The sequence below is a fragment of the Streptomyces sp. NPDC059679 genome (assembly GCF_042734105.1).
In the GTDB taxonomy this organism is placed as follows: Bacteria; Actinomycetota; Actinomycetes; order Streptomycetales; family Streptomycetaceae; genus Streptomyces.
This window is the reverse complement of the sequence record NZ_JBHWES010000038.1, coordinates 1-26243: the sequence shown is the minus strand read 5'-3', so window position 1 is coordinate 26243 and position 26243 is coordinate 1. Positions and strand designations below refer to the sequence as shown.

Below are 26243 nucleotides of genomic sequence, written 5' to 3'. Positions count from 1 at the left end.
GGTCGCACTCCCCTTCTCACTCGCTGCGCTCGCTCGTCGGCTCGGTTGCTTCGGCGAGGTACGCCTCCAGGCCGTGGCGGCCGCCCTCGCGACCGTAACCGGACTCCTTGTAGCCGCCGAACGGAGAGGCCGGGTCGAACTTGTTGAAGGTGTTGGACCACACCACACCCGCCCGGAGCTTGTTCGCCATCCACAGGATGCGCGAGCCCTTCTCGGTCCAGATGCCGGCGGACAGCCCGTACGGGGTGTTGTTGGCCTTCGCGACCGCCTCTTCGGGGGTGCGGAAGGTGAGGACGGAGAGCACCGGGCCGAAGATCTCCTCGCGCGCGATGCGGTGTGCCTGGGTGACGCCGGTGAACAGGGTGGGCGCGAACCAGTAGCCGGAGGAGGGCAGCTCGCACTCCGGGGCCCAGCGCTCGGCGCCCTCGGCCTCTCCCGCGTCCGCGAGGGTACGGATCCGGGCCAGCTGCTCGGCCGAGTTGATCGCGCCGATGTCGGTGTTCTTGTCCAGCGGATCGCCGACCCGGAGCGTGCGCATCCGGCGCTTGAGCGCGTCCAGCAGCTCGTCCTGGATCGACTCCTGGACCAAGAGGCGGGAGCCCGCGCAGCAGACGTGGCCCTGGTTGAAGAAGATGCCGCCCACGATGCCCTCGACGGCCTGGTCGATCGGCGCGTCGTCGAAGACGATGTTGGCCGCCTTGCCGCCCAGTTCGAGGGTGACCTTCTTCTCCGTACCGGCGACCGTACGGGCGATGGCCTTGCCGACCTCGGTGGAGCCGGTGAAGGCGACCTTGTCGATCCCGGGGTGGGCCACCAGTTCGGCGCCCGTGGAGCCGTCGCCGGTGATGATGTTGACGACGCCCTTGGGGAGCCCGGCCTGGCGGCAGATGTCCGCGAAGAAGAGGGCGGACAGGGGGGTGGTCTCGGCGGGCTTGAGGACGACCGTGTTGCCCGCGGCGAGGGCGGGGGCGATCTTCCAGGCGAGCATCAGGAGCGGGAAGTTCCAGGGGATGACCTGGCCCGCGACGCCGAGCGGGCGGGGGTTGTCGCCGCTCGTGCCGTTTAGCGGGCTCCGCCCGCGGGCCGCGTACTTGAGCTTGTCGGCCCAGCCCGCGTAGTAGAAGAAGTGCGCGGCGACCAGGGGGAGGTCGACATCGCGCGATTCGCGGATCGGCTTGCCGTTGTCCAGCGACTCCAGGACGGCCAGCTCGCGCGAGCGCTCCTGGATGATGCGGGCGATCCGGAAGAGGTACTTGGCGCGCTCGGCGCCGGGCAGCGCGGACCACTTCCCGAAGGCCTTACGGGCCGCCTTGACCGCCCGGTCCACGTCCTCGGCGCCCGCGAGCGAGACTTCGGACAGCGTCTCCTCGGAGGCGGGGGAGACGGTCTTGAAGACCTTGCCGTCGGCGGCCTCGGCGAACTCGCCGTCGATGAAGAGCCCGTACGACGGGGCGATCTCGACGACGGAGCGGGACTCGGGCGCGGGCGCGTACTCGAACGCGTTCGTGATGGCGGGGTTCGTGATGGCTGGGTTCGTCATGGCAGTCTCAGTCCACCGTCACATAGTCGGGACCGGAGTACCGTCCGGTGCTCAGCTTCTGGCGCTGCATCAGCAGATCGTTGAGGAGGCTGGAGGCGCCGAAGCGGAACCAGTCGGCCGTCAGCCAGTCCGCGCCCAGCGTCTCGTTGACCAGCACCAGGTACTTGATGGCGTCCTTGGAGGTACGGATGCCGCCCGCGGGCTTCACCCCGACCTGCACCCCGGTGGTGTCGCGGAAGTCGCGGACCGCCTCCAGCATGAGGAGGGTGACGGGGGGCGTCGCGTTGACCGCGACCTTGCCGGTGGAGGTCTTGATGAAGTCGGCGCCCGCGAGCATGGCCAGCCAGGAGGCGCGGCGCACATTGTCGTACGTCTGCAGCTCGCCGGTCTCGAAGATGACCTTGAGGTGGGCGGCGGTGCCGCTGCCGTCCGTACGCCGGCACGCCTCCTTGACCTGCCGGACCTCCTCGAAGACCTGGAGATAGCGCCCGGAGAGGAAGGCGCCGCGGTCGATCACCATGTCGATCTCGTCGGCCCCGGCGGCCACGGCCTCCCGGGTGTCGGCGAGCTTGACGGCGAGCGCCGCCCGCCCGGAGGGGAAGGCGGTCGCCACGGAGGCCACATGGACCTCGGAGCCGCCCGCCTCGGCCAGGGCCTGCTTGGCGGTGGCGACCATGTCGGAGTAGACGCAGATCGCCGCGACCTTGGGGACGGAGCGGTCGGTCGGATCGGGGCTGACCCCCTTGGCGCACAGCGCCCGGACCTTGCCCGGGGTGTCCGCGCCCTCCAGGGTCGTCAGGTCGATCATGGAGATGGCCAGGTCGATGGCGTACGCCTTCGCCGTGGTCTTGATCGAGCGGGTGCCGAGCGCGGCGGCACGGGCCTGCAGGCCGACCGCGTCGACGCCCGGCAGGCCGTGCAGAAAGCGGCGCAGCGCGCCGTCGGTGGCGGTCACATCCGCCATCGACGCCAGTCGCTCGGCCGCCTCCGCGCCGTATGCGGGAACTGTGGTGGGCATGGTCACCAGGGGAGCATATCTACGCGCGTAGCCGAATGTCACCCCCGGGTGCCCGGTGAGAAAGGACTTGTGGGCTCGGCCCTGCTGCTGGCCTCGCAGGTCGCCTACGACGTCATACGGATCACCGGCGCCGCGGTGCTGGTCTGGATGGGAGCGCGTGCGCTGTGGCAGGCGCGGCGGGTCGGCCGGCGCGGTGGGCGCGGCGGGCCGGATACGGAACCGGCGGAAACGGCTGAGGTGTCGTGTCGGCGCGCGTACTGGCAGGGACGGCGGCGCCGCATGGAACAGATCTCCGGGGCGGTCCTGGTCGGGCTCGGGTTGCGGCTGGCGGTCGAGTCCTAGGCTTACGGGCGCGAGGCCCTGCATACGGGCCGCCGCGCCCGTGGGGCAGAATCGGCCCCATGACGAGCCCGGACGACTCCTCGCACGACTCCTCCACCCCGCGCGGGCCCAAGGGGCCCAAGGGGTCCAAGAAGGGGACCGCTGACCAGGAGACCGAGTACGCGGACCGCGTCTACCGCTCCCCGGGCGGCATCGCGGGCGGCGTACTGCTGCTCGCGATCGGTGCCTGGCTGGGGATCGACGCCATGATCCGGGGCGAGGGCCGGGCGCCGTGGCTGGCGCTCGCCGGGCTGCTGTTCGCGGTGCCCCTGGTGATCGCCTTCACGGTCCGGCCCGCGGTGTTCGCCGGCCAGGACCGGCTGCGGGTGCGCAACCCCTTCCGTACGATCACCCTGCCCTGGGGCTCGGTGGAGGCGGTGCGCGCGGGCTACTCCAGCGAAGTGCTCGCGGGTGGCGCGAAGTACCAGATGTGGGCCATCCCGGTGTCGCTGCGGCAGCGCAAGCGGGCCACCCGGCGGCAGGCGCGGGCGGCGACCGAGGACCCCTTCGGCCGTACGTCCGTCCAGGCCGCGGCCGACGCGGACCAGCAGCGGCGGGCCCAGGCCGACCGCTCCATCGACGAGCTGCGCGGCCTCGCGGAGGCCCACGCCACGCGGGAAGGCGCGCAGGGCGAGCCCGAGGTGCGCTGGGCGTTCGAGGTCATCGCCCCGGCGGTGGCGGGGGCGGTGCTGCTCGCGGTGGTGCTGGCGATCACCTGAGCGGCCCTGAGCGGGCGGAGTGGGACCGGGACGGCGAGGAGGCCGAGCGTGACAACAAGCGATGCGCCGAAGACCGACACACCCGCCGCCGGACGGCGGCGGGTGTGGCTGCTGTGGCTGGTGGCCGGTATCGCGTACGCCATCGATCTGGGGAGCAAACTGGCGGTGGTCGCGGGGCTGGAAGGGCGTGCCCCCGTCCCGGTGATCGGGACCTGGCTCGAGCTGCGGGTGCAGCGAAACCCGGGCGCGGCGTTCGGCCTCGGTGAGGCGACGACCATCGTCTTCACACTGATCGCGGCGGCCGTCGCCGTCGCCATCGTCCGGGTGTCGCGCCGGCTGACCAGCACGCCGTGGGCGCTCGCGCTGGGGCTGCTGCTGGGCGGGGCACTCGGAAACCTGACGGACCGTGTCTTCCGCTCGCCCGGCTCCATGCGGGGCGCGGTGGTCGACTTCATCGCGGTCCGCGACTTCAGCGTGATGAACCTCGCCGACTGGGCGATCACGTGCGGGGGCGCCCTGGTGGTCCTGCTGTCCTTCCGCGGGGAGGAGCTGGGTCCTGTGGACAGTCCGTCCGATGCCGGGGGCGACGGCGGTCCGGCTCGGCAGGGAGGGGTTGGCGCTTCGTAGGTGATCGTCCAGCTGTTGTTGTGACCGCTTCCGTTCACTGAGAGTCCCACGGCGCCCGTGCCGCCGCCGAGTTCGGAGTTCCGGCAGTGCTTTTCGATGTCACCCGCAGCGAACTTGCCGACATCTTCGGCGAGGATCGGCTCGCGACCCTGCCCGCCACTGCCTTCCCGCCCTCCACCGCGGAGACCGAGGGCGCCCGCCTCCTGCAGACCGTCGGCGTCCCCACCGGGACGCTCTGGCTGCGTGAGCCCGACGAGGACTCCGGCCGGCTCCACCTCGTCCAGGACGTCGTCGACGTCGTCGACGTCGAGGACGTCGGGGACTTCGGGGACGCCTCGGAGGACGCGGGCGAATGGCCCGTCATCGGCTGGCTGCTCAACGCCCACCTCGCCCTCGACCCCGGTTCCGGCAAGGTGCACGCCTTCGACGCCGATGAGGGGACCGTGCAGGAACTGCACACGGACGTCTCCTCCCTCGTCCAGGTCACCCTGCGGTTCCAGCGCCTGCTCGAGGAGTTCACCTTCAGCGGCGACGACGGCGACGAGGAAGCCGACTTCGAGGCCCTGGAGCGCGAGGTCGAACGTATCCGCCAGGAGACGAGCAGCACTGACCCGCTCCCCTTCCAGGACGACGACACCGTCTGGTCGGTGGTCGGCGAGGAGATCGCCATGGGCCAGCGCTTCAAGGGCAACAGCCCGGGAGCCCGCTCGCTCCACGGGTGATCGCCGGCCGATGTCGCGCCGGTCAACCGCTATGGCGTCGCTCTGGACTGCCCGAGGAGTTCACGGCTTGCGACCGATCGCTGCCGCGTGTGCCGCTGGTCACTCCAGAGTCGGCCAGGCCATCGCTTCCACAGCATGCTTGGTGGTGAACGAGACAGGCTCCGCGAACCGCAGTGACGCGGCATGTTTTCCGGCCCCGGGCGCCTGCCGCTCGGTGGCGAGGACAGACAGCGATGGGATCAGGACGCGGCCGGTGCCGCGAGGCATCGATGTACAGGCCCGTGAAGAACGCGTCCGCCCGGTATAAGGCGGCCAGTGCGGTGTGGTCCAGGACGGCCGTCAGGCTCATGCTGCGGCGCCGCCCTGATGGGCCCGGATCTTCTCCCAGACGTCCTGGCCGGCCCGCTGGTCTGCTCGGCGTGTCGATACCGAGCTCACGAGCGGCCTCGGCGGCACGCTGCTTCTGCTCGGCCTTGGTCGGCTCACGAGCTGCGAGCTCCTCCAAGAGCTCGGTGATGGTCGTCCCGCGTTCCTCCGCAGGTGCGCAGCCGATCGCGCACCGCCTCGCTGGTCTTGATGCTCGGCTTGCTCATGCCCCGATTCTGCCGTCGGTAGAGCCCTGGCGCCGTCACCCCTGGCGGTGACGATGCGGGTGAACGGTGGGCCGATGTCGGTGCAGTCCCTGCTGCTGCGGGTGGTGAGCCACCTGTACCAGCCGGTGAGCTCGTGTTCGCCACGCCGGTTGGCGTGTTGGTCGTATCCCGCTTGGAAGGCGGTCAGCGAGTGGAAGGACGCCTTGCTGACGAACATGCCGGGGCAGTGGCCGACGCAGGTGAAATACTCACGTTCGCTCATCTCCAGGAGAGCTGTTTCATGTATCTTCCACGGCCTGTCGCGGTCAGGAGCGCTCAGCATTTTCATGATCACTGGTGCTGTCGTCCGAGACGGGCGAAGCCGTCGGTGGGCCGTTCACCCCGCCGAGGCGCTGCTCGATCGCTGCCAGTCGTTCGTTCATTCTGCGCAGCTCGATGCGGATGGCTTCCAGTTGCGATGCGAGGGGCGCTTGCGAGTGATGGATCTGCGTATCCACCTCTTGTGGCAGCTCGAAGGGGCGGACGAACACTCCCCGGCCTTGCTGAGGGATGACGAGTCCCTCCTCGCGGAGAACCCGAAGGGCGTGCTGGACAGTCATCAGCGCGGTACCGAACTCCTTCGCGAGCTCTCTGCCGGACGGAAGCCGGCAACCCGGCTTGAGTCTCCCGGTCGAGATTTCCTCACGCAACGTGGCGGCGATCTGCAGATAGGCAGGGCGTGGATCGTCGGGACTTAGCTCCATACGGTGATCCTAGTCGGCCTAGGTCAGTTGGCTTGCCGACCGTTGGGGACCTGGATAAGCTCCCACTGAGCTAGTTCGATCTATGTCATTCTGTGGCTACCGCCCGGTTCGTTGCCTGGGTGATGTGGTGAGTCGGCTATGCGGCAGCGGAGACCGGCGATACTTGGACGGAACCTGGAGGTATCAATGACGGTCTTCGAGCAGGACAGTATTTTCAGTGCTGTGGAGGACGGCCCGACGTCGATCGTCCGAAGTTCGGTCCCGGCGGTGGCGGCGCTGGAGACGGCTTTTCCTGCCGGGGTCGTGTCAGCCGCCGCGGAGCGGGAGTCCTGGCGCAAGGAAGTGCACCGGCCGGCCACGCACACCCACAAGTGGTGGGCGCAACGGCTCGGATCTGTCTTCCGCGGCATCCTGGCTGCGTCTGTGGCACAGGACGAACAAGATGCGGTTGACTGCTACAGCAATGCGCTCCGGCTCGACGGTCTTGTTGTCTGCGATCCCTTCGCCGGCTCCGGGACGACGCTCGCAGAGGCGGCCAAGCTCGGCGCAAAGGTGGTCGGCAGGGATATCAACCCTGTGGCCACCTTGGTCCAGCGGCAGGCCCTGGCCCCCTGGGACCGCGCGCGGTTGGACCATGCGTTCAAGGAAGTGGAATCTCAGGTCCGCCATGAGATCGATCAGTTGCACAAGGACAAGCATGGTCGGCCTGTTCTCTACTATTTTTGGGTCGCTCTGGCCAAGTGCCCCCAGTGTTCTCCCGAGGCACCGCCAGTGGAACTGTTCAGCCGGTACGTCTTTGCTCAGCATGCCTACCCGAAGAAGTATCCGGCGAGCAAGGCAACGTGTCCGCACTGTCACGCGATCGCCATCGTGGATGTGGTCAGGGACAAGCAGCTCACCTGTCATGCCTGTGGACAGACTTCAGACCTGGTTGGCCCAGTCAACCGTGCGACCATGGCCTGCCCGCAGGGCCACGTGACGAAGGTCATCGATGCTTTGGGGGGACGGCCTCCGCGGCTGCGGATGTATGCGAAGCAAGTGCTTGCTGCGGATGGATCGCGCCAGTACGAACCAATCGACGACTTCGACGTTGCGCTTTACGCGGAGGCCGAGAAGCTGCTTGAAGAGCGACGCGACGAACTCGTACTGCCGGTCGGAACGCTGGACGACGGACACAACACCCGACAGGCAATCCGTTGGAACTACCGTAAATGGCGCGAGTTCTTCAACGCCCGCCAACTTTACAGTCTTGGGTTGCTCGGGAAGGCCATCCGTGACCTTGCCCCGGGGCCGGAGCGTGAGGCCCTGGCTGCACTCTTCTCTGGCGTGTTGGAATTCAACAACATCTTCTGTTCGTTCAAGGGCGAAGGAACTGGTGCTGTCCGGCACATGTTTTCCAACCACGTTCTAAAACCCGAACGTACCCCGCTCGAGGCGCACCCATGGGGTACCCCTGCATCTTCTGGGGCCTTCTCAACGCTTTATCAGTCACGCATCATCCGTGCATTGGAGTACAAGCGCGCCCCGCATGATCTCGTGCCTATGGGCGACACTTCGGAGCGTGTCTTCGGGCTGTCGCAGCCCCTTTCTCTGGCGTTCGGCGATGCCGACGACTTCGAACAGGGCCACGCGAGCGCGTATGTCCACTGTGGATCTTCTGCCTCGTTCGATCTCCCTGATGAGTCCGTGGACTTGGTCATCACCGATCCGCCGTTCATGGATAACGTCCACTACAGCGAACTCGCCGACTTCTTCCACGCCTGGCTCCGACAGATCCAGCCATTCGAGAGCTACCCGGCAAGCGTCATCACAACTCGCCACGCAGAGGAAGTCCAATCCGCCGACCCTGCCGAGTTCGGCCGTGCTATTGCCGCCGTGTGGAAGGAATGTGCCCGGCTCCTGAAGCCGAACGGTCTGCTCGCCTTTACCTTCCATCAAGCGCGGATCACGGGCTGGGTTGAACTGGTCAAGGCGCTGGAGAGCGCGGGGCTGGTCATTACCGCAGTTCAGCCCGTCAAGGCAGAGATGAGTACGAGCACCATCAAGTCCAGTGCCGCTGATCCGTCGAATCTGGACGCGATCGTGGTATGCCGACTCGTGGGACACGTGGTGCCCGAGTGGCCCACGGTGGAGGCGGTACGTGAACGAGCACTTGTTGCGCTACGCGAGTGCCAGGAGGCTGGCATTAAGGTTGGATATGCGGACGTTGAATCCGTGGTGAGGGGCTCCATCCTCGCGCTCCACACCATTCCCGGCAACTCGCTGGCCATTGAAGCGCTGACAGGGGCGGCTGAAGGGGCGGTTACCTCAGCTGCCGCTGCTCTTGACGTGTGCTCTAACCGAAAGTGAGTGTCCGTAGATCCACTTCGAACCGGCCTCGCTGGGCTGTCTCCTCCTTGCGCTTCTCTGGCTGCGGGAAGGGATTGTGCGCAGTCTCCTCGGCGGGGGGAGACAATTTGGCGAGCCTGTAACAATGGAAGAGCTCGAACACCCCTGGCGAGACAGCCCGGGTCATGTCGCGTACGTGGACGAGGGGCTGCTCATCCGCAAGATTATTGCGCTCGCTGATGAGGGTTGCCGCGCCCAACATCCACTCCCATCCGAGTGGGTTGGAGAAGAGCAGCATCGGTCGCACCCGGTTCGCCCCGTCGCCGTAGGTGCCGAGTCCGATCTCCTTGATTCGCGTTCCCGTTATGCGGTCATAGAGATCAACGTCCTTATTCAGAACTGCTCCGGCTACCAGCACCATCGAATGCACCCGCACAGTACCGCCCTCTTCGTCACCCTGAAGAGCGACAAAGAGGTAATAACCGGGGATACGAATTTCGACGCCGTCCTCGGCATACACGCGCACGGTCGCGCAAGGCGGGGTGCTGTTGTAGTCGAGACCTGTGGAACGAGCAGGCTTCCCATTCCTGCCGAGATCAACCTTCTTGACCTCGAGGCCGAAGATCGCTCGCGGGTCGTAGTCGACCCCGCCGGTCCGCAGAAGCTCGTACTCCTCGGGTCGCGCGATGACAGCGTCGGGGCTGACCAGCGGCTTGTCTGCTCGGAGAACGATGACCTCCTTGGGCAGCTCCTCGCGCAGCAGGTCGGTGACGTACTCGTCGAACGGGTCGTCTTGGGTGTTCCGCTTGTCTCGCAGCCGGAAGGGAACCGGACGTCCCTCGTGATCGAAGAAGTTCTCCGAGAGGATCGTGAAGGCGATCGCCGGCAAGTCCCCAGGGCGGACCCTGTCGTTTGCTTCAGAGCTCATGACGTCAGAAGTAGCACACAGGCGTGCTGGCGCGCAGGACGGTGATCGCAATGATCGGTTCCGCTACTTCGGCTTGTGGTAGTGGGGGCTCGGTCGGGAAGCATAGGCCCGAGCGGCGGCCGACCTCCGGGCCCGTCCGGGACGCTTCCCGCAGACAATTTCGGGCGGGCGGCTGAGCGCCGCCCGCCTGCGGCTCCCGTGGAGCGGACGGCTGTCTTCTTCAGTACCGCTGTCGGCCGCCCGGGTAGTGGACCGGCTGACGGCACGCCGGGGCGTCGGCGGGCGGGCGCTGCGCGTTGAGTGCGTAGCACATGGCCGCGTGCAGCTGTTCCGCCTCGGCAGGGGTCAGCTCCTGTTCGGCGATGGGGCGGTGCTGTCCGCCACTGTTGATCTGGAGTGGCAGCGCGAGACCGTCCTCGCCCGTGCGCCGCGGGCCCCGTCCCGGGACGGCCTTGACCTGCCGGGTCGGTCATGACGACACCCCGACGGCCCCGGCGGGGCCGTCATCGCCGTACGCGGGCAGGCGCATGCCCCTGCTCTCGGCCACGCGCAGCACATCGCGCAGCGCCTCGCACAGGCGGTTCGCCAGGAACCGGAGTTCCCCGGCGTCCGCTTTGCGGTCGGTGAGCAGCACCCGGGCATGGCCGAGCAGTTGTGTGCCCATGGACAGCTGGAGAGCTTCGATTTCGTCCGCGCGTCGGCTCAAGCGGCTGTTGCCGTCGTCCGCCGCCAGATAGCACGGCTTGCCGTCCGGGCTGGTCCAGGGCAGCAGGCGCAGGCCGGTTGTCGCGTTCACCGGGCAGTCCCCGCACCGAGGATCCGGGAGGCGAAAAGGGCACTCACGTATGCGAGTGAGCAAGGGCTAGGGTCGAGCACGTCATCAGCTCCTTATGGCTACGGCTGGTGGCCACGCCCCCGGACGTTCCCTCCAAGTCGCGTCGCGGGGGACTGTGCATGGCCGGGCCTTGTTTACTGTTTGTAGTGCAAGTGTGGCTGTCAGTGCGTAGGCTCGGCAGTGGTTGGACTCCCGACCGCACCTTGGGAGGCAGGAGTTGCGCACATGGCCGCGCGTAAACGTGAACTGACACCCGAACGAAGCGCCCGCCATCTCTTCGGCGCCGAGCTGCGACGGCACCGCGAACTGGCGGGGATGAGCCTGGAACAGCTCGCCGACGTGGTGAACTCGAGCCGCAGTCACCTGAGTCGGATCGAGCTCGCGGAGTACATGATCCCTCCCGAACTCCCCGCTCAGCTGGACGCGGCGTTCGGCACGGACGGGATCTTCGTGAAGCTGTACGCGCTGGCGCGGCACGAGGTGCACCCGGACAAGTACCGACGTCTCATGGAGCTGGAGGCGCGTGCGCGGGCCATCGCGCATTACGCCGGACAACTCGTGCCCGGTCTGTTGCAGACGAAGGACTACGCCCGGGCGCTCTTCCGAGTCAGCAACCCCGACGCCACGGCAGAGGAGATAGAGGAGAAGGTGGCGGCTCGTATGGGTCGCCAGGCTCTTCTACGGACCACGCCCGCTCCTCATCTGTCGGTGATCCTGGATGAGGCGTGTGTGAGGCGGCCGATCGGTGGACCGGTGGTCATGCGCGCCCAACTGGCCCGCTTGGCCGAGCTGGTGGACACACCGAACAGCGTGATCCAGGTGCTGCCGTACGAGCGCGGTGAGCATGCGCTGATGGGCGGCGCGCTTGATTTGCTGACCCTGGACGACGGTACGGCCGTCGCCTATGAGGAGGGCATCACTACGGGGCAACTCATCGAGGACAAGGAGAGGGTGGTCAGGCGTATGCGGTCGTACGATCTGCTCAGGGCCTACGCCTTGTCGCCGACGCAGACGGCGGCATTCATCCTTTCCGTCATGGAGGCTTTGACGCCATGAGCAGCACCCCTGATCTCTCCCGAGCGGAGTGGGTCAAGTCCAGCTACAGCAATGGTGACGGCGGCACATGCGTCGAGTGGGCACCCGGGTGCGCGTCCACCGGCCGGCTCCCCGTCCGTGACAGCAAGGACCCGCACGGCCCCGCCCTGGTCTTCCCGGCGGCGGCGTGGTCGTCGTTCGTCTCGGCCGTCAAGGGCGGCGGGTTCCCCGCCGCCTGATCCGGTCAACGACGTCTGAAAGGCGCGGCCCTCGCCGACGGGTGAGGGCCGCGCCCTTTCAGGCGGCTGTGGCGATCCGCGTGATGGCCTCGGTGAGAATCTTCGGTGAGCAGCCGAAGTTGAGCCTCGCGAATCCGACGCCGAGGGGGCCGTAACGGTGGCCGGCGTTCAGAGCGACGCGCGCGGTGTTGAGGATGTGTTCGGTGGGGTCGTCGCCCCAGCCGAGAGCGCCGAAGTCGATCCAGGCCAGAAAGCCGGCTTGCGGCTGTCTGTAGTGAGCCGCGGGGAGCAGCTTTCTCAGCAGGCCGTCCAGCAGTCTCCGGTTGTGGTCGAGCATGTCCAGGACATCAGCAAGCCACTGATCACCATCGTTGAACGCGGCGACCGTGGCGATCACTCCGAGGTGTCCGGTGCGGTAGAGCGAATGCGGCGAGAGACGGTCGACGTACCGCTTGGGTGCCGGGTCGGCGGTGATGACGGTGGCGGCCTTGAGCCCGGCCAGGTCCCAGCCCTTGCTGGCCGACAGGAACGAGAATCCCCAGCGCCTCGCCGCATCCGACACCGACAAGAAGGGGACGAAATCGGCCCCCGGAAGGACGAGCGGGGCGTGGATCTCGTCGGACAGCACGTAGACCCCGTATTTGTCGGCCAGTTCGGCGAGTGCGACCAGGTCCTCGCGCGGGTGCACGAGGCCGACGGGGTTGTGCGGGTTGCACAGCACGTACGCCGTGGCGTTGGCGGCGAAGGCCCGTTCCAGGGCGTCCAGGTCGAGCCGCCATCCCAGCGGTCCGTCGGCCAGCGGCGCCTCGACGGTGTGGGCCCCGACCTCGCGTACCCACCAGGAGAAAGGTTCGTACACCGGCGGGCTGATCACCACGTGGTCTCCGGGGCTGACAATGCGCCGCAGGATTTCGACCATGCCGATTCCCACGTCGGCGACGGTACGCACATGGTCGGTGTCGATCTTCCAGTCCCAGGTACGCAGGGCGTAGCCGCTGACCGCGTCCGCGAGGTCGCGGGTTGGTGCCGCGTAGCCGGTGTCCGACCGGTCGATCGCCTCGTGGAGGACCTTGGCGATCGGCGCTGCCAGGGGGAAGTCCATCTCCGCGACGGGAAGGGGCAGGACGTCGTCCGGGAAGGTCCGCCATTTAGCGCTTTGGCGTTTCCTCAGCTCCGCGAGCGGGTCGATCGAGAGATTGCCCAGGCCCATGAGGGTGGCCTCCTTGAGGTCTGCACGGGGACGCGGCGCGGGTGAGCCCACGGCGCTGTCATCACGTCTCGATGATCGATCCGGCGGGGATCATGCCGCTTTCGGTAAAACGACAAGTGCTGTCGGAAGTCCGCCACGCCTCGCGCGACCACCGGCCCTTTGAGCGTCGAGGGTTGCGCGGCCCGGCGATCTCGGCGGAGCGCCGCCAGGCCGTCTGTCCTCCGTCAGACGCCGTCCTCGGCGGCGGCCTCGCGCAGCCTTCGCACCACCGGCTCGTAGTTGGCGTGGCCGTTCTTCACCCAACCCTCGGCGCACTCCAGCGCGGTGCTGCCCTGGTACGACGTATCGCGGACACCGTGTCGGAGGAGCAGATCGACGAGGGCGAGAAGTATGTCGCCGGGCACCTCGCGTTCGTAGTACCCGGTGAAGTGGAGCAGCGCGTGCAAGGCCGGGCCGTCCTGAGCTCGTAGCCACGGCCGCTGGGCCGCCACCTCGGCGTCCTCGGGGCGGGCTCCCGACTCGAGGAGGAACCGCAGTTGGCTGACGCGTGTTTCGAGGGCTTGTCGGCCGTCGCTGTGCGGCAGGACGGCGAGGAGGCGGCCGAAATCCGGATCCGTGAGCCGGATACTCCGCGCGCCTTGGCCGACGAGGTGGCGAATGGTCTCCTCGGGGTAGGGGTGGGTGGCGATCGCCAGGTCGAGCAGGGTCGAGCCGTCGCGGTTCTGCGCGTTGACGGGGGCTTCCGCCTCGATGAGCGTGCGCAGGATGTCCAGGTGGTCGGCGTCCTCGATCCGCTCCGAGCCGGCCGCGACCCGCTCGCTGTCGTCGAGTGACGCGAATTGAGGGGCGTTGTTGTAGGCGGCCTGGAGCGCGGGATCGGCCCCCGCGGCCAGCAGCGCTGTCACGGCGGACAGCCGGCGGTGGGCCACGGCGATGTGGAGTGCGCTCATGCCGCGCTCGTCCAGCGCGTTGACGCGGGCACCCTCGCTCAGGGCCTCGGAGAGTGCGTCGGTGTCACCGGCCTCGGCGGCGTCCATCAGCGCGCGGTCGGCGTCCGTGGGCTCGCCGGTGGGCTGGAGTTCGAGGATGCCGTAGTCGGCTTCCTGGTTGGGCGGGACCGCTGTGCTGAGGAAGACGATGCGGGCACCGGCGAACCAGCCCGCGCCTGCGCTCGTGTCCACGTCGATGGCGCCTTCGTAGCCCATGAGCAGGCAGGCGAGAGCGCGGTGCTCAGGTGAGTCGATGCCTTCCAGCCGCTGGAGGTCCGCCTCACTCATGTCGTCCTCGTCGGGCGGATCCCCCACCTCGTCCAGCACGGTGGACGCCAGGATGTCCAACGCGTCGTACACGGAAGCGGCCTCGCCCAGCCCCGTGAGGATGTCGCATTCCTCGCCCTCCTCGTCGTCGACCCCGTCGAAGAGGTCGAGCGGCAGCGGGGAGGCGTCGTCGTAGGCATGGCGGTTGGCCACGGACACATAGCGCCCGCCGCAGAGTTCGGGCCGACGCCGGTCGGCTTCGGCCTCCTTGAGGCAGCGCAGCACGTCGTTCAAATCCATGGTCGCGATTGTGTACGACGGTCAGTGTCCGCGCTGGTCGATGAGCACGGCCAGACCGTCCAGGATGCGCTGGAGGCCGAACTCCCAAGCCTGGTCCTGTCCGCCGGACTGCTCCACGGAGGCGAGGGCGGCGGCCAGGGCGGGGAAACGCTCTCCCTGATCCCGCATCAGGTCGGCGAGGATGCCGCCCAGCTCCGCCTCGGGGGTGCCCGCCGGGCCCGCCGCGCGGGCCTGTTGGGTGATGCCGCGTACATGGCCGACCAGCAGGACGACCGCGTCCATGCGCTCGGCGCCGCTGAGCTCCGTACCGTCCAGCGCGGAGACGGCGCGCTCCATCCAGCCCAGCTCCGCGGGCCCCATGACCCGCGGTCCGATGGTGGCGTCGAGCGTCCATGGGTGCGGGAGGAAGACGGAGAGCAGACAGCGGGCCCAGTCCTCCAGCTGTCCCCGCCAGCCGGAGGGCTGTGTGTCCCCCGCGGCCGGGTACGGGCCGATCGCGGCCTCGACCATCAGGGCGATCAGCTCGGCTTTGCCCGGGACGTAGCGGTACAGCGCCATTTTGGTGACGCCCAGTTGAGCGGCGACCCGCTGCATGGAGACACCGGCCAGCCCTTCGGAGTCGGCGATCTCGATACCGGCCCGAGCGATGCGGTCCAGGTCGAGGGTCGGCCGGGGGCCGCGCGACGGCTTGGCGTGGGGGCCCCACAGCAGCCGCACCGTCTCGGCGTGGTTGTCGGCCATGTCCGTCGCCCCTCTTGCCTCGATGCCTCGATGTCTCGATGTCTTGTGCTTCTTGGCGTCTTGCTGTGCCAAATAACTGCGTCTATGGTACACAGTAATTAATCGTGTCCGTCGGACACAGTTCTCAGGGGTGGAGAAACCATGAACCGGAACGTCCTCATCTCCGGCGCGAGCATCGCCGGCCCGGCGCTGGCCTATTGGCTGGGGCGCCACGGCTTCAACCCGACGGTCGTCGAGTTGGCCCCGGCCCTGCGCGGCGGCGGCCGGGCCGTCGACTTCCGGGGCGATACGCACCTGACCGTGCTGGAGCGCATGGGCCTGCTGCCCGAGCTGCGCGGGATGCAGACCGGCGGCAGCCCGATGAGCTTCGTCGACGAAAGCGGCCGGACGCTGCTGCACCTGCCCGCGGAGTTCGCCGGTGGCGCCATCGAGGTGCTACGCGGCGACCTGGCCCAGCTGCTCTACGAGCGCAGCCTGGACCACACCGAGTACCTCTTCGGCGACTCGATCACCGGCCTCACCGAGACCCCCTCCGGTGTGCGGGTCGACTTCCGGCACGCGGCCTCGCGCGAGTTCGACCTGGTGATCGGCGCGGACGGGCTGCACTCCAATGTCCGGCGCCTCGCCTTCGGCCCCGAGGAGGACTACGTGAGCCACCTCGGCTACTACGCCGCCACCTGGGAGCTCGCCAATGAACTGGGGTGGGAGAAGGGCTCGGTCGGCTACAACGTGCCGGGGCGGCTCGCCTCCGTCGGGGCCGACCACCGGGACCCGGCGCGGGCCGGGGCGTTCTTCGTCTTCGCCGCGCCCGAGCTGTCGTACGACCGCCACGATCCCGAGCAGCAGAAGCGTCTGATCGCCGACGCCTTCTCCGGCCTCGGCTGGGAGGTGCCCCGTCTGCTGGATTCGCTGCACCGGGCCCCCGAGCTGTACTTCGACTCGATCAGCCGAGCGGATGTGGACAGCTGGTCCAGCGGCCGGGTGTGCCTGGTGGGCGACGCGGCGTGCGGGGCCACCATCGGGGGGATGGGCACGGGCACCGCCGTGGTGGCCGCCTATGTGCTGGCAGGCGAGCTCGCGCGGGCCGGAGGCGACCATCGGGCGGCCTTCGCGCGCTACGAGGGCAGGCTCCGGCAGTACGCCAAGGGCTGCCAGACCGGCGGCGACCGCACCGGGAAGTTCCTCGCGCCCGGCACCGCGACCGGCCTGCGTTTCCGCAACGGCCTGCTGTCCAGGCCCTTCTTCCTGAACTGGATGCTCAGGCTGGGGGAGAAGGTCAGCAGCGATGTGGCCCTGCCCGACTACGCCGCTGAGCCGCGTCGGCGGACGGGGGCTGGTCGCTGAGCGTCCTACCGACGCACCACTACGCCGGCGGTGACGCCGCCACGGCGGAACCGCGCGGCCTGCGCTGAACGGCGGCGCCGACCGCCGCGATGACAACGGCGCCCGAGAGCGCGAGCCCGGCATAGCCCATCCGCTGGGTCCGCCGCGCGTTGCACTGGTCGCGGTAGCGGGAGAACCCGTCCTCCGTGCGCTCCGCGCGCGGAGAGACCACGGAGCCGCACTTCAGGGAGACGCTTTCCGTCATCCCGCTCTGGTGCTCGACGGTCTCATGGAAGTCGGCCGGAGTGAGCAGCATGATCACCGCGATGATGACCGGCACCAGGGTCAGTCCCGGCCACAGCAGATGTTCTTTTCCCGCGCGCTCCTTGCGCGCCAACTCCGCTGCCTGATCCGGCGGCAAGTGATGCTCACTCGCAAAGGACACGCTGAACCGGAGCCTTCCGTCAGGGCTGGCATGGTCATGGCTTGGCCGGAAGTGTACCGGTCCGGGGCCGGCCTTCCGTCTGGACCGTTGGGGCCCACGCTCCAACCCTGCGTCGGGCAGGACACGGGGTTCAGCTACCTCACCCGGGAGTGAGGGGCCCACCGGAAACCCACCGGGGGCCCACCGGAAACCCACCGGGGGCCCACCGGAAACCCACCGGGGGCCCACCGGAAACCCACCGGGGCCCACCGGAAACCCGGCAGGCCCCTTCCGGTCCGGCGTCCCGGAGGCCGCCCGCCTCAAATGCCGGCCGCCGCGGCGAGATCCGCCTTGACCGCCGACAGGACCTGCTCCGCCGTCGTACGCGCCGACGCGAGCGCGTCCGCCCCGGGGACGTCGACCACGACCTCCAGGTAGCACTTGATCTTGGGCTCGGTGCCGCTGGGGCGGACGATCACCCGGGCCGACCGGACCGTGCTCCCCGGGCCGCTGCCGATGCGGCCGGAGAGGCGGTAGCGCAGCCCGTCCGTCGGGGGCAGTGTCGCCGTACCGCGCGACAGGTCCTCGCTGGAGGACACGGCGAGGCCCGCGAGCTCGGTGGGCGGCTGTTCGCGCAGCCGCTTCATGGCCTGACCGATCAGGGACAGGTCCTCGACGCGTACGGACAGCTGGTCGGTGGCGTGCAGCCCGTGCTCGAGCGCGATGTCGTCGAGCAGATCGGTGAGCGTACGACCCTGCTCCTTGAGCTCGGCCGTCAGCTCGGCGACGAGCAGGGCGGCCGTGATGCCGTCCTTGTCGCGTACGCCGCCGGGGTCGACGCAGTAGCCCAGCGCCTCCTCGTAGGCGTAGCGCAGCCCGTCGACCCGGGCCAGCCACTTGAAGCCGGTCAGCGTCTCGGCGTACGGAAGCTCAGCGGCGCCCGCGATCCGGGACAGGAGGGACGACGAGACGATCGAGGTCGCGAACGTGCCGCGGGCGCTCTTGTGGATGAGGTGGGTCGCGAGAAGCGCGCCGACCTCGTCACCCCGGAGCATGCGCCAGGCGGTCGCGGCGGGGGCGGTATCGGGTACGGCCACCGCGCAGCGGTCGGCGTCCGGGTCGTTCGCGATGATGATGTCCGCGCCCCCGGGTCCGAGGCGGCGGGCGGTCGCGAACGCCAGGTCCATCGCGCCCGGCTCCTCCGGGTTGGGGAACGCGACGGTCGGGAACGCCGGATCCGGCTCGGCCTGCTCGGCGACCACGGTGGGGGCCGGGAAGCCCGCGCGGGCGAAGGCCGCGATGACCGTCTCACCGCCGACGCCGTGCATGGGGGTGTAGACGACGCGTACGTCCCGGGGGGATCCCGGAGTGAGGACGGCGTCCGTACGGGCGAGATAGGCGTCCAGGACGTCGTCGCCAAGGGTCTCCCAGCCGGAGTCCGGGCGGGGCACGCCGGCCAGGCCGCCGATCGCGGCGATCTCGGCGGCGATGTCGAGGTCGGCGGGCGGCACGATCTGGGAGCCGTCGCCGAGATAGACCTTGTAGCCGTTGTCGCGGGGCGGGTTGTGGCTGGCGGTGACCTCCACCCCGGCGACCGCGCCGAGGTGGCGGATGGCGAAGGCGAGGACGGGGGTGGGGAGCGGACGCGGCAGCAGAGCCGCCCGGAAACCCGCGCCGGTCATGACGGCGGCGGTGTCGCGGGCGAAGTCGGCGCTCTTGTAGCGGGCGTCGTAGCCGATGACGACGATGCCGGGCCGCTCGCCGGGGGCGGTGTGCTCGGCGGAGCCCGCCTGCTTGGTGAGGTACGCCGCGAGACCGGCGGCGGCGCGGATGACCACGGCGCGGTTCATCCGCATGGGCCCGGCGCCCAGCTCGCCCCGGAGACCGGCGGTGCCGAACTGCAGGGTGCCGGAGAACCGGTCGGCGAGCTGATCGAGCGCCTGAGGCTCGCCCGCCTCGGCCGCCTCCAGCAGCTCGGCCAGCTCGTCACGGGTCTCGGGGTCGGGGTCCTCGGCCATCCAGGCGCTGGCCTCGGAGATGAGTTCGGACTCTGGGGTGGGCGCCATGGGCGGCCTCCTGGTGTGGCTCTGGGGGGTGGCTGGGTCGGGCGTGTGCGTGAGGGTTCGGGGCGGGTCGGCTGGGGCCGGGCAGCGCTGTCGCGAACCCGCGCCCGCCGCCTCGGCGCGGCCGGAGGTGAATGGCCGCCGAGGGTGGCTGACCAGTGAGTACCCCGGGAAACGAGCGCGACGCCCGGTGCGCGGCGCGGGTGGTGCCGCGCGGTCGCCGCTCTCCGCGGTCCGGTCACCCGGCCTGCGGCGTCACCCGGCCCGCAGTTTGCCTGTACGCCCCCTGGCCGCCCGCCGCTCGGCCCGTACGTCCCCTGACCGCCTGCCGCCCGGCCGTCGCTCGCCCGGTCCGCCGGCTGACAAGGGCGGCGAGCCGGGGTCGGGGGCTCGGCGTCGGCGGCTCGGGGCCGCAGGGCCGGGGTTACCGGCCCGGGGCAGCGCGTCCGGGGCACCGGCTCCGGTCCTGTGGGACCGGGCGAGTGCGTACGCAGGGTCACCGGCTCAGGCCGTGGCCCGGGGCGTCGGCGGGCGGGTCCCGGCGACAGGCGCAGGCGGAGTCAGACGCGGTCGAGGACCTGCGCCAGGAGGCTCCCCATCCGCGCGGCGGAGTCGCGGCCGGCCTGAAGGACCTCCTCGTGGTTGAGGGGTTCGCCCGTCATGCCCGCCGCGAGGTTGGTGACCAGGGAGATGCCGAGGACCTCGGCGCCCGCCTCGCGGGCGGCGATCGCCTCCAGGGCGGTGGACATGCCGACGAGGTCCGCCCCGAGGGTGCGGGTCATGGTGATCTCGGCGGGCGTCTCGTAGTGCGGACCGGGGAACTGCGCGTAGACGCCCTCCTCCAGGCTGGGGTCGATCTGCCGGCAGAGCGCGCGCAGCCGGGGCGAGTAGAGGTCGGTGAGGTCGACGAAGTGCGCACCGGCGATCGGCGAGGCGGCCGTGAGGTTGATGTGGTCGCTGATCAGCACCGGCTGGCCGGGGCGCATGCCCTCGCGCAGGCCGCCGCAGCCATTGGTGAGGACTACGGTCTTGCAGCCGGCGGCGACGGCGGTCCGTACGCCGTGCGCGACGGCGGCGACACCGAGGCCCTCGTAGTAGTGCGTGCGGCCGAGGAAGACCAGCGCTCGCTTGTCGTTGATCTTGTACGAGCGGATCTTGCCCGCATGGCCCTCGACGGCGGGCGGCGGGAAGGAGGGCAGATCGGTGACCGGGAACTCGTGTTCCGGGGTACCGAGCGCGTCGGTGGCGGGTACCCAGCCGGAGCCGAGGACCAGGGCGACGTCGTGGGTCTCAGCGCCGGTGAGTTCACGCAGGCGGGCGGCCGCGGCGTCGGCGGCGGCGTGGGGGTCCCCCTGATGGGTAACTGATGCGTTCACGCGCATGAGACTAGCCGGTGATTGCCTACGCGCGTAGAAGTATCGACAGGGGTGTTCGATTCGTTGCCAAGGCGCGATCGAACCGCGCGGAAGAGGCGCGGTGAGGAAGCGGCGGGGAGACGGCGAGGAGGCGGCGAGGAAGCGGCGAGAACGCGACCGGGCCGCGGTCTCAGCAGGGGCGCTTGCGCAGTTCCATGACGTAGTCGTGCGGGGCCCCCGCGGACTCCGCGGCGTCCGCGATCTCGCCGAGGTAGCGCGCGGACGGCAGACCGCCCTCGTAGCCGTTCAGTACGTACAGCCAGGCTGCCTCGTCGCCATCCAGAGTGTGGACGCGGACCCGCATCCGGCGGTAGATGTCCAGGCCGACGCCCTCCCAGCGGTCCATGGACTCCTCGTCCATGGGGGCGATGTCGTACAGGGCGACGAAGACCTGGGAGCGCGGTGCCTCGACGATGGTGGGGAGGGCGCCCTCCCAACCCATCTGTTCGCCGCCGAAGGTCAGGCGCCAGCCGTTGATCCACCCCGTGCCGCGCAGCGGGGAGTGCGGTGCGCGGCGGGTCATCAGCCGCGCGTCGAGGTTGCCGGCGTACGCGGCGTAGAGCGACATGGCTCAGAGGGTACGGGAGTGGGGGACCAAGGTTTCGGGGGCGCCGGGAACCCCCCGGAGGAGTGATGTCGAACGAGTGCGGGACAATGGAGCATGTGACTCGGATCGTGATCATTGGTGGCGGACCCGGCGGCTATGAGGCGGCGCTGGTCGCTGCCCAGCTCGGCGCGGAGGTGACCGTCGTCGACTGCGACGGTCTGGGCGGGGCGTCGGTGCTCACCGACTGCGTGCCGTCGAAGACTTTGATCGCCACCGCTGAGGTGATGACGAACTTCGACTCCTCTTATGAGGAGCTGGGCATCATCGTCGCCGATGACACCCCGCCGCTGGAGCAGGCGGCCCGGGTCGTAGGCGTCGACCTGGGCAAGGTCAACCGACGGGTGAAGCGCCTGGCGCTGGCCCAGTCGCATGACATCACCGCTTCGGTCACCCGCGCGGGCGGGCGCGTGATGCGCGGGCGCGGGCGGCTGGAGCCGTCGCAGTCGCCCGACGGGTCGCGGAAGGTGATCGTCCGGGCCGCGGACGGGACCGAGCAGACGCTGGTCGCGGACGCCGTGCTGGTGGCGACCGGGGCACACCCGAGGGAGATCTCGGACGCGCAGCCGGACGGCGAGCGCATTCTGAACTGGACGCAGGTGTACGACCTGGACGAGCTCCCGGAAGAGCTCATCGTGGTCGGCTCCGGTGTCACGGGCGCCGAGTTCGCCGGCGCGTACCAGGCGCTGGGCTCGAAGGTCACCCTCGTCTCCAGCCGGGACCGGGTGCTGCCGGGCGAGGACCCGGACGCGGCGGCCGTGCTGGAGGACGTCTTCCGCCGGCGCGGGATGAACGTGATGGCGCGCTCGCGGGCGCAGGCCGCCAAGCGGGTCGGGGACCGGGTGGAGGTGACCCTCGCCGACGGGCGGGTGATCACGGGCACCCACTGTCTGATGGCCGTCGGCTCGATCCCGAACACGGAGGAGATGGGCCTGGAGGAGGCCGGGGTCCGGCTCAAGGATTCCGGACACATCTGGACCGACAAGGTCTCGCGGACCAGCGCGCCCGGCGTGTACGCGGCGGGGGACGTCACCGGGGTGCTGGCGCTGGCGTCGGTGGCGGCCATGCAGGGCCGGATCGCGATGTACCACTTCCTCGGCGACGCGGTCGCCCCGCTGAACCTCAAGACCGTCTCGGCGAACGTCTTCACGGACCCGGAGATCGCCACGGTCGGCTACTCCCAGGCCGATGTGGACGGCGGGAAGATCGACGCCCGGGTGGTGAAGCTGCCGCTGCTGCGCAACCCGCGCGCGAAGATGCAGGGCATCCGGGACGGCTTTGTGAAGATCTTCTGCCGTCCGGGCACCGGCATCGTGGTCGGCGGTGTGGTGGTCGCGCCGCGCGCCAGCGAGCTGATCCATCCGATTTCGCTCGCGGTCGACAACAACCTGACGGTGGAGCAGATCGCCAGCGCCTTCACGGTGTACCCGTCGCTGTCCGGCTCGATCGCCGAGGTGGCCCGGCAGCTGCACACGCGGAAGACACAGGCGGAGGCGTAGGAAGAGGGCCGGGAGCGGCGCGCGAGGAACGTAATCCGCTTCCATACCATCTCGCGGGGTCGTAGACGAACAACATCTGTTAATTGGTGCAAGCTGCTGAAACCAGACGGTCGTTGGCGTTACTGTCAGTTTCGTGTTCGCTGCAGAACGTCGCCAATTGATCCTTGAAATGGTGCGTGCGAACGGAGCGGTATCGCTCCGCGAGCTCGCCCGCGTCGTCCAGACCTCCGAAGTGACCGTACGGCGGGATGTGCGGGCGCTGGAGGCAGAAGGACTGCTCGACCGCCGGCACGGCGGTGCGGTGCTGCCGGGCGGATTCACCAGGGAGTCCGGCTTCCCGCAGAAATCCCATCTAGCGACCGCGGAGAAGACGGCCATCGCCGATCTCGCGGCCGGTCTCGTCGACGAGGGCGAGGCCGTCGTGGTCGGCGCCGGGACCACCACGCAGGAGCTGGCCCGCCGGCTCGCGCGCGTCCCTGGCCTGACCGTGGTCACCAACTCCCTGCTGGTCGCACAGGCATTGGCCCATGCCAACAGGGTGGAGGTCGTCATGACCGGCGGCACCCTGCGTGGCTCCAACTACGCGCTGGTCGGCAGCGGTGCCGAGCAGTCCCTGCAGGGGCTGCGGGTCAGCCGGGCCTTTCTGTCCGGCAGCGGGCTGACCGCCGAGCGCGGCCTGTCCACGTCCAACATGCTGTCGGCCAGCGTCGACCGGGCGCTGGTACAGGCGGCGGCGGAGGTGGTGGTCCTCGCGGACCACACCAAGCTGGGCACCGACACCATGTTCCAGACGGTGCCGACGGATGTGATCACCCGTCTGGTCACGGACGAACCGCCGCCGCACGACGACCGCGCCCTGACCGAACTGCAGGCCCTCGCCGACCAGGGCGTGCAGATCGCGGTGGCCGGGCCGGGCGCGGGTTCGGGCCCGGCGGGCGGTGAGGGCGGCCCGGCGGCACCGGGCCGCCAGCAGCCCCGGCTCGGCGGCTCGCCCCCCGCGCGCGGTACGGAGGAGGGGCTGCCGCTCCCCGGACCGCGCCGCAACCACCCGCACCCACCGGGGCCCGGGCCCGGCGCCACGCTGCGCGGCGCGATGCCGCTGGCGGAGCAGCCGGGACCGGGCGGCCGGGTCGCGGACCTGGCGCCACGGCGGCGCTGAGGGGCTGGAGACTAGAGGCTGAGGCGCTGAGAGGGCTGAAACCCTGGCCGGCTCAGCGCGGCTTCAGGCCGGTGAAGGTCAGGGCCAGCAGCCGGTCGGCCAACTCCGGGTCGTCCGGCGACTGTTCCACGGCCAGCGAGATGGCGTTGGTCAGCTGCATCAGATCGTCTATGCCGACGTCGGACCGTACGTTCCCGGACTGCTGGGCGCGGGCGAGCAGCGCGCTGCCCGCCTCGCGCATCGGCAGACCGCACCCCTGGGACAGCGATGAGCTCTCGTCCCCGGAGGCCGCCATCAGGGCGTGTGAGAGCCCGCGGTAGGTGCTCGCGTAATCGATGATCTCGCGCAGCCAGTCGACCAGCGCCCGGCACGGCTGCGGCGCCTTCGCCAGCTCGCGGGCGCGCGCCAGCAGCGCGCACACCTCTTTCTGGAAGACGGCGCCCATGAGCGCGGTGCGGTTGGGGAAGTGCCGGTAGAGCGTGCCGATCCCCACGCCCGCGCGGCGCGCGATGTCCTCAAGAGACGCGTCGGTGCCATGCTCGACAAACGCCGTCCTCGCCTCGGTCAGCAGCCGCTCGTAATTGCGGCGCGCGTCGGCGCGCATGGCGCGCGGTGGGGTGTGCGCCGTGGCTGTCTCGGTCGCCATCGCGGTCCTCCCTGCGCCGCTGGTCGTACGGGGTCGGTCGTACGGGTCGGCCGGCCGTACGGGGGTGATGGGCCGTACGGGGCCGTGGGTCAAGCATGCCATTACGAGCCGGGTGGGGGCGGCGTCGGCGGCGGGACCGGGGGCCGGACCAGCGGCGGCTGGGGGTCGGCGCGGTACGGGTCGAGGGCTGCCGCGCGTTCATGGTAGGGGGCCTGGGACAACACGCAGACCAGCGTCCACATGGTGCGCTCGGCAGCGAGCTCGGACGGCAGCGTCAGGCCAAGCGACTCGGCCAGCGGCTTACGACCCACGTTGACCAGCGCCCGTACGGCCGCGGCCCACACGTCGGTGGCGGTCACGGCGGACCGGTACCACAGCGGGATCAGCGCGGTCAGGGCGGCGGCAGTGATCAGCAGCACGGGGCGGTCCGCGTCTCCGGAGGCCAGCGCGGCCAGCGCGGCCGCCGCCACCGCGGCGTGGCCGTAGAGCAGGGCGACGAAGAAATCGACGCTGACGCGGGCCAGTTCCTCCTGGCGGCGGACCTGTTCGGGCGCCGTGCCGGTCAGCTCCCCCCACAGCACCTGGGTGTCGAGGCGGAAGCGGTCATAGCCGTACTCCTCCAGACGGCGGATGGCGTTGCCCAGGCGGGTGGGGGCGATCTGGTCGTCGTCGATGGGATAGCGGCGCAACTGTTCCTGCAGCAGGGCGCGTTGAGCTGCCGTACGGAGGCGGTCCCGGCGGGCGGCGCGGGCGATACGGGGGTTGGCGCGCAGATCGGCCAGTTGCCGGGCGGCGTCCTCGGGTAGCTGCCCGCCCGCGCGCTCGAGGTCCTCAAGCCGCAGTAGCGCGAGGCGGTCGCCGAGGTCCCGCTTGGTCTGTCGGTGGTGGCGGCAGCGCGCGTCGTAGGCGGTGGCGGGCCATAGGACATAGCCCTCCAGGAGGCGGTAGAGCAGGGCCTGCACCGCCGAGACGACGAGTCCGAGGAGAAGGGAGACGGTCAGCAAGAGGAGGGTGGTGTTGACCTTCGACGAGGGCCACAGGCGCTGCGCCAGGTCGATGTGGTGGAGGCTGGGCGCGACGGTGAAGAAGAAGACGGAGAGGTTGAGCGCGGTGGGCAGGATCCAGCCGACGAGCAGGGTCCAGGCGCCACCGAGCACGCCCTTGGCGATATCACCCACGGGGGCGGGCCTCCCGTGGGTGAGGGGCGAGAGGGTCGGTCACGCGTTGTCGTCTGTCGTCTCGTCGTCGTCCGTCGTTTCGTCGTCCCAGTCGTCGTCGCCGAACGGAGGGCCGGGAGGGCCGGGCGGCCGGGCGGACATGGCGTCGCCGATCGTGACGTTCCCGTGGACGTTGCCTTGGACGACAGGGCCGCTGCTGGATTCGCTGGAGCCGCTGAGCCTGCTGCGGGCCTTGCCGCTCCTGGCGACCGTGCCGTATTGGCTCGTCCACTCCCGGAGCCTGCGGTCGAACTGCTGGTCCTCGCGGAGGCGTTCCTCGATCAGTACGACGAGTCGGCGCGGGGTCAACGCGAGGTCCGCCGCCGTGGCGCCCCGCCGAAGCACCAGCGCGATCAGCGCGTCCCAAGCCCGCCGGGACGGCGCGTCCCCGGTCCGTGCGGCAGCCTGGATCCGCGTGATGAGCGCTTCCAGGTCCTTCTGCGCCATAGGCTCCCCCTCCTCGGCCGGGTTCCCATCCTGCCGCCCGGACAGCTCCGGTGGCCACCGTATGCGCCGGGCCCCGGTCGAGAAGATCGACCGGGGCCCGGCGTTCGACTGTGTGGCGGGGTGTCAGCCCCGGCTGTCAGTCCTTGATTTCGCAGATGACGGCGCCGGAGGTGATGGAGGCGCCGACCTCGGCGGCGAGGCCCTTGATGGTGCCGGCCCGGTGGGCGTTCA

At 69.8% G+C, this 26243-nt stretch carries 25 protein-coding genes; 10 read left to right on the top strand and 15 right to left on the bottom strand.

The genetic code is table 11. The annotated features are described in order from the left end of the window. Positions 1-16 precede the first annotated feature (16 nt). The gene (locus ACFV2X_RS32660; RefSeq protein ID WP_385623473.1) at positions 17-1540 is read right to left on the bottom strand and encodes an aldehyde dehydrogenase family protein; all 1524 of its coding nucleotides are present in this window, start codon (positions 1538-1540) and stop codon (positions 17-19) included. Positions 1541-1547: 7 nt separating this feature from the next. Then, the gene (deoC, locus tag ACFV2X_RS32655; protein ID WP_385623470.1) at positions 1548-2558 is read right to left on the bottom strand and encodes a deoxyribose-phosphate aldolase; all 1011 of its coding nucleotides are present in this window, start codon (positions 2556-2558) and stop codon (positions 1548-1550) included. A 48-nt stretch (positions 2559-2606) separates the two neighbouring features. On the opposite strand from deoC, the gene ACFV2X_RS32650 reads away from it, so the two are divergent. The 4 genes from ACFV2X_RS32650 to ACFV2X_RS32635 all read left to right on the top strand — a co-directional run bounded on the left by ACFV2X_RS32650 (position 2607) and on the right by ACFV2X_RS32635 (position 5007). Further along, positions 2607-2900 (top strand): hypothetical protein, encoded by a 294-nt coding sequence (locus tag ACFV2X_RS32650; RefSeq protein ID WP_385623469.1) that lies wholly within the window; start codon positions 2607-2609, stop codon positions 2898-2900. A 59-nt stretch (positions 2901-2959) separates the two neighbouring features. Beyond that, positions 2960-3658, top strand: a complete 699-nt coding sequence (locus ACFV2X_RS32645) for a PH domain-containing protein (RefSeq protein ID WP_385623466.1) — start codon at positions 2960-2962, stop codon at positions 3656-3658. Between the two features lie 48 nt (positions 3659-3706). Continuing rightward, entirely contained in the window at positions 3707-4285 is a 579-nt protein-coding gene (gene lspA / locus ACFV2X_RS32640) for a signal peptidase II (protein ID WP_385623463.1), read from the top strand. An 86-nt stretch (positions 4286-4371) separates the two neighbouring features. After that, positions 4372-5007 carry an SUKH-4 family immunity protein gene (locus ACFV2X_RS32635; protein ID WP_385623460.1) on the top strand — a complete coding sequence of 212 codons (636 nt, stop codon included), beginning with the start codon at positions 4372-4374 and terminating at the stop codon, positions 5005-5007. An 898-nt stretch (positions 5008-5905) separates the two neighbouring features. Here ACFV2X_RS32635 and ACFV2X_RS32630 read toward each other — a convergent pair. Further along, positions 5906-6343: a GntR family transcriptional regulator gene (locus ACFV2X_RS32630; protein WP_385623458.1), complete on the bottom strand. Its 438-nt coding sequence runs from the start codon at positions 6341-6343 to the stop codon at positions 5906-5908. A 186-nt stretch (positions 6344-6529) separates the two neighbouring features. Here ACFV2X_RS32630 and ACFV2X_RS32625 point away from each other — a divergent pair, with 186 nt between their 5' ends. Continuing rightward, the gene (locus ACFV2X_RS32625) at positions 6530-8692 is read left to right on the top strand and encodes a DNA methyltransferase (RefSeq protein WP_385623456.1); all 2163 of its coding nucleotides are present in this window, start codon (positions 6530-6532) and stop codon (positions 8690-8692) included. On the opposite strand, the gene ACFV2X_RS32620 is transcribed toward ACFV2X_RS32625, so the two are convergent. Next, entirely contained in the window at positions 8679-9599 is a 921-nt protein-coding gene (locus ACFV2X_RS32620) for a hypothetical protein (protein WP_385623454.1), read from the bottom strand. The genes ACFV2X_RS32625 and ACFV2X_RS32620 overlap by 14 nt on opposite strands. Positions 9600-10068: 469 nt before the next feature. Next, complete coding sequence (locus tag ACFV2X_RS32615; protein ID WP_385623452.1) at positions 10069-10395, bottom strand: hypothetical protein; 327 nt, start codon at positions 10393-10395, stop codon at positions 10069-10071. 264 nt (positions 10396-10659) lie between these two features. Between ACFV2X_RS32615 and ACFV2X_RS32610 the strand changes: the two genes are divergently transcribed. Next, entirely contained in the window at positions 10660-11490 is an 831-nt protein-coding gene (locus ACFV2X_RS32610; RefSeq protein ID WP_385623449.1) for a helix-turn-helix domain-containing protein, read from the top strand. Further along, entirely contained in the window at positions 11487-11708 is a 222-nt protein-coding gene (locus ACFV2X_RS32605) for a DUF397 domain-containing protein (protein WP_385623447.1), read from the top strand. The genes ACFV2X_RS32610 and ACFV2X_RS32605 overlap by 4 nt, the downstream gene beginning before the upstream one ends. 58 nt (positions 11709-11766) lie before the next feature. On the opposite strand, the gene ACFV2X_RS32600 is transcribed toward ACFV2X_RS32605, so the two are convergent. The 3 genes from ACFV2X_RS32600 to ACFV2X_RS32590 all read right to left on the bottom strand — a co-directional run bounded on the left by ACFV2X_RS32600 (position 11767) and on the right by ACFV2X_RS32590 (position 15215). Next, a complete protein-coding gene (locus ACFV2X_RS32600) occupies positions 11767-12918 on the bottom strand; it encodes a MalY/PatB family protein (protein ID WP_385623444.1) in 1152 nt (383 codons plus the stop codon). A gap of 224 nt (positions 12919-13142) precedes the next feature. Beyond that, complete coding sequence (locus tag ACFV2X_RS32595; RefSeq protein WP_385623442.1) at positions 13143-14474, bottom strand: ankyrin repeat domain-containing protein; 1332 nt, start codon at positions 14472-14474, stop codon at positions 13143-13145. 21 nt (positions 14475-14495) lie between these two features. Further along, the gene (locus ACFV2X_RS32590) at positions 14496-15215 is read right to left on the bottom strand and encodes a TetR/AcrR family transcriptional regulator (protein ID WP_385623440.1); all 720 of its coding nucleotides are present in this window, start codon (positions 15213-15215) and stop codon (positions 14496-14498) included. Between the two features lie 141 nt (positions 15216-15356). Here ACFV2X_RS32590 and ACFV2X_RS32585 point away from each other — a divergent pair, with 141 nt between their 5' ends. After that, on the top strand, positions 15357-16559 hold the full coding sequence (locus ACFV2X_RS32585) for an FAD-dependent monooxygenase (protein WP_385623438.1): 1203 nt from the start codon (positions 15357-15359) through the stop codon (positions 16557-16559). 19 nt (positions 16560-16578) lie between these two features. Here the strand turns inward: ACFV2X_RS32585 and ACFV2X_RS32580 are convergent, their stop codons facing one another. From ACFV2X_RS32580 to ACFV2X_RS32565, 4 genes are all read right to left on the bottom strand, one after another. Then, a complete protein-coding gene (locus ACFV2X_RS32580) occupies positions 16579-16959 on the bottom strand; it encodes a hypothetical protein (protein WP_385623436.1) in 381 nt (126 codons plus the stop codon). Between the two features lie 323 nt (positions 16960-17282). Continuing rightward, positions 17283-19028, bottom strand: coding sequence for a phospho-sugar mutase (locus ACFV2X_RS32575; RefSeq protein ID WP_385623433.1), 1746 nt, complete (start codon positions 19026-19028; stop codon positions 17283-17285). Between the two features lie 557 nt (positions 19029-19585). Continuing rightward, complete coding sequence (locus ACFV2X_RS32570) at positions 19586-20407, bottom strand: purine-nucleoside phosphorylase (protein WP_385623430.1); 822 nt, start codon at positions 20405-20407, stop codon at positions 19586-19588. A 163-nt stretch (positions 20408-20570) separates the two neighbouring features. Beyond that, the gene (locus ACFV2X_RS32565; protein ID WP_089513235.1) at positions 20571-21008 is read right to left on the bottom strand and encodes a gamma-glutamylcyclotransferase; all 438 of its coding nucleotides are present in this window, start codon (positions 21006-21008) and stop codon (positions 20571-20573) included. Between the two features lie 86 nt (positions 21009-21094). Between ACFV2X_RS32565 and ACFV2X_RS32560 the strand changes: the two genes are divergently transcribed. Continuing rightward, positions 21095-22543 carry an NAD(P)H-quinone dehydrogenase gene (locus ACFV2X_RS32560; RefSeq protein ID WP_385623427.1) on the top strand — a complete coding sequence of 483 codons (1449 nt, stop codon included), beginning with the start codon at positions 21095-21097 and terminating at the stop codon, positions 22541-22543. A 133-nt stretch (positions 22544-22676) separates the two neighbouring features. Then, entirely contained in the window at positions 22677-23702 is a 1026-nt protein-coding gene (locus ACFV2X_RS32555) for a DeoR/GlpR family DNA-binding transcription regulator (protein WP_385623425.1), read from the top strand. Positions 23703-23754: 52 nt separating this feature from the next. Here ACFV2X_RS32555 and ACFV2X_RS32550 read toward each other — a convergent pair whose 3' ends face one another. The 3 genes from ACFV2X_RS32550 to ACFV2X_RS32540 all read right to left on the bottom strand — a co-directional run bounded on the left by ACFV2X_RS32550 (position 23755) and on the right by ACFV2X_RS32540 (position 26012). Next, entirely contained in the window at positions 23755-24348 is a 594-nt protein-coding gene (locus tag ACFV2X_RS32550) for a TetR/AcrR family transcriptional regulator (RefSeq protein ID WP_385623422.1), read from the bottom strand. A 101-nt stretch (positions 24349-24449) separates the two neighbouring features. Beyond that, positions 24450-25526: a hypothetical protein gene (locus tag ACFV2X_RS32545; protein WP_385623419.1), complete on the bottom strand. Its 1077-nt coding sequence runs from the start codon at positions 25524-25526 to the stop codon at positions 24450-24452. Between the two features lie 39 nt (positions 25527-25565). Next, positions 25566-26012: a hypothetical protein gene (locus ACFV2X_RS32540; protein WP_385623417.1), complete on the bottom strand. Its 447-nt coding sequence runs from the start codon at positions 26010-26012 to the stop codon at positions 25566-25568. Positions 26013-26243 lie beyond the last annotated feature (231 nt).

Coding starts and splice junctions, on each gene's coding strand:
- ACFV2X_RS32590 (WP_385623440.1), bottom strand. CDS start 15,215: ATGGCCGACAACCACGCCGAGACGGTGCGGCTGCTGTGGGGCCCCCAC.
- ACFV2X_RS32595 (WP_385623442.1), bottom strand. CDS start 14,474: ATGGATTTGAACGACGTGCTGCGCTGCCTCAAGGAGGCCGAAGCCGAC.
- ACFV2X_RS32565 (WP_089513235.1), bottom strand. CDS start 21,008: ATGTCGCTCTACGCCGCGTACGCCGGCAACCTCGACGCGCGGCTGATG.
- ACFV2X_RS32625 (WP_385623456.1), top strand. CDS start 6,530: ATGACGGTCTTCGAGCAGGACAGTATTTTCAGTGCTGTGGAGGACGGC.
- ACFV2X_RS32645 (WP_385623466.1), top strand. CDS start 2,960: ATGACGAGCCCGGACGACTCCTCGCACGACTCCTCCACCCCGCGCGGG.
- ACFV2X_RS32575 (WP_385623433.1), bottom strand. CDS start 19,028: ATGGCGCCCACCCCAGAGTCCGAACTCATCTCCGAGGCCAGCGCCTGG.
- ACFV2X_RS32660 (WP_385623473.1), bottom strand. CDS start 1,540: ATGACGAACCCAGCCATCACGAACCCCGCCATCACGAACGCGTTCGAG.
- ACFV2X_RS32605 (WP_385623447.1), top strand. CDS start 11,487: ATGAGCAGCACCCCTGATCTCTCCCGAGCGGAGTGGGTCAAGTCCAGC.
- ACFV2X_RS32630 (WP_385623458.1), bottom strand. CDS start 6,343: ATGGAGCTAAGTCCCGACGATCCACGCCCTGCCTATCTGCAGATCGCC.
- ACFV2X_RS32620 (WP_385623454.1), bottom strand. CDS start 9,599: ATGAGCTCTGAAGCAAACGACAGGGTCCGCCCTGGGGACTTGCCGGCG.
- ACFV2X_RS32560 (WP_385623427.1), top strand. CDS start 21,095: ATGGAGCATGTGACTCGGATCGTGATCATTGGTGGCGGACCCGGCGGC.
- deoC (WP_385623470.1), bottom strand. CDS start 2,558: ATGCCCACCACAGTTCCCGCATACGGCGCGGAGGCGGCCGAGCGACTG.
- ACFV2X_RS32610 (WP_385623449.1), top strand. CDS start 10,660: ATGGCCGCGCGTAAACGTGAACTGACACCCGAACGAAGCGCCCGCCAT.
- ACFV2X_RS32585 (WP_385623438.1), top strand. CDS start 15,357: ATGAACCGGAACGTCCTCATCTCCGGCGCGAGCATCGCCGGCCCGGCG.
- ACFV2X_RS32550 (WP_385623422.1), bottom strand. CDS start 24,348: ATGGCGACCGAGACAGCCACGGCGCACACCCCACCGCGCGCCATGCGC.
- ACFV2X_RS32540 (WP_385623417.1), bottom strand. CDS start 26,012: ATGGCGCAGAAGGACCTGGAAGCGCTCATCACGCGGATCCAGGCTGCC.
- ACFV2X_RS32570 (WP_385623430.1), bottom strand. CDS start 20,407: ATGCGCGTGAACGCATCAGTTACCCATCAGGGGGACCCCCACGCCGCC.
- ACFV2X_RS32600 (WP_385623444.1), bottom strand. CDS start 12,918: ATGGGCCTGGGCAATCTCTCGATCGACCCGCTCGCGGAGCTGAGGAAA.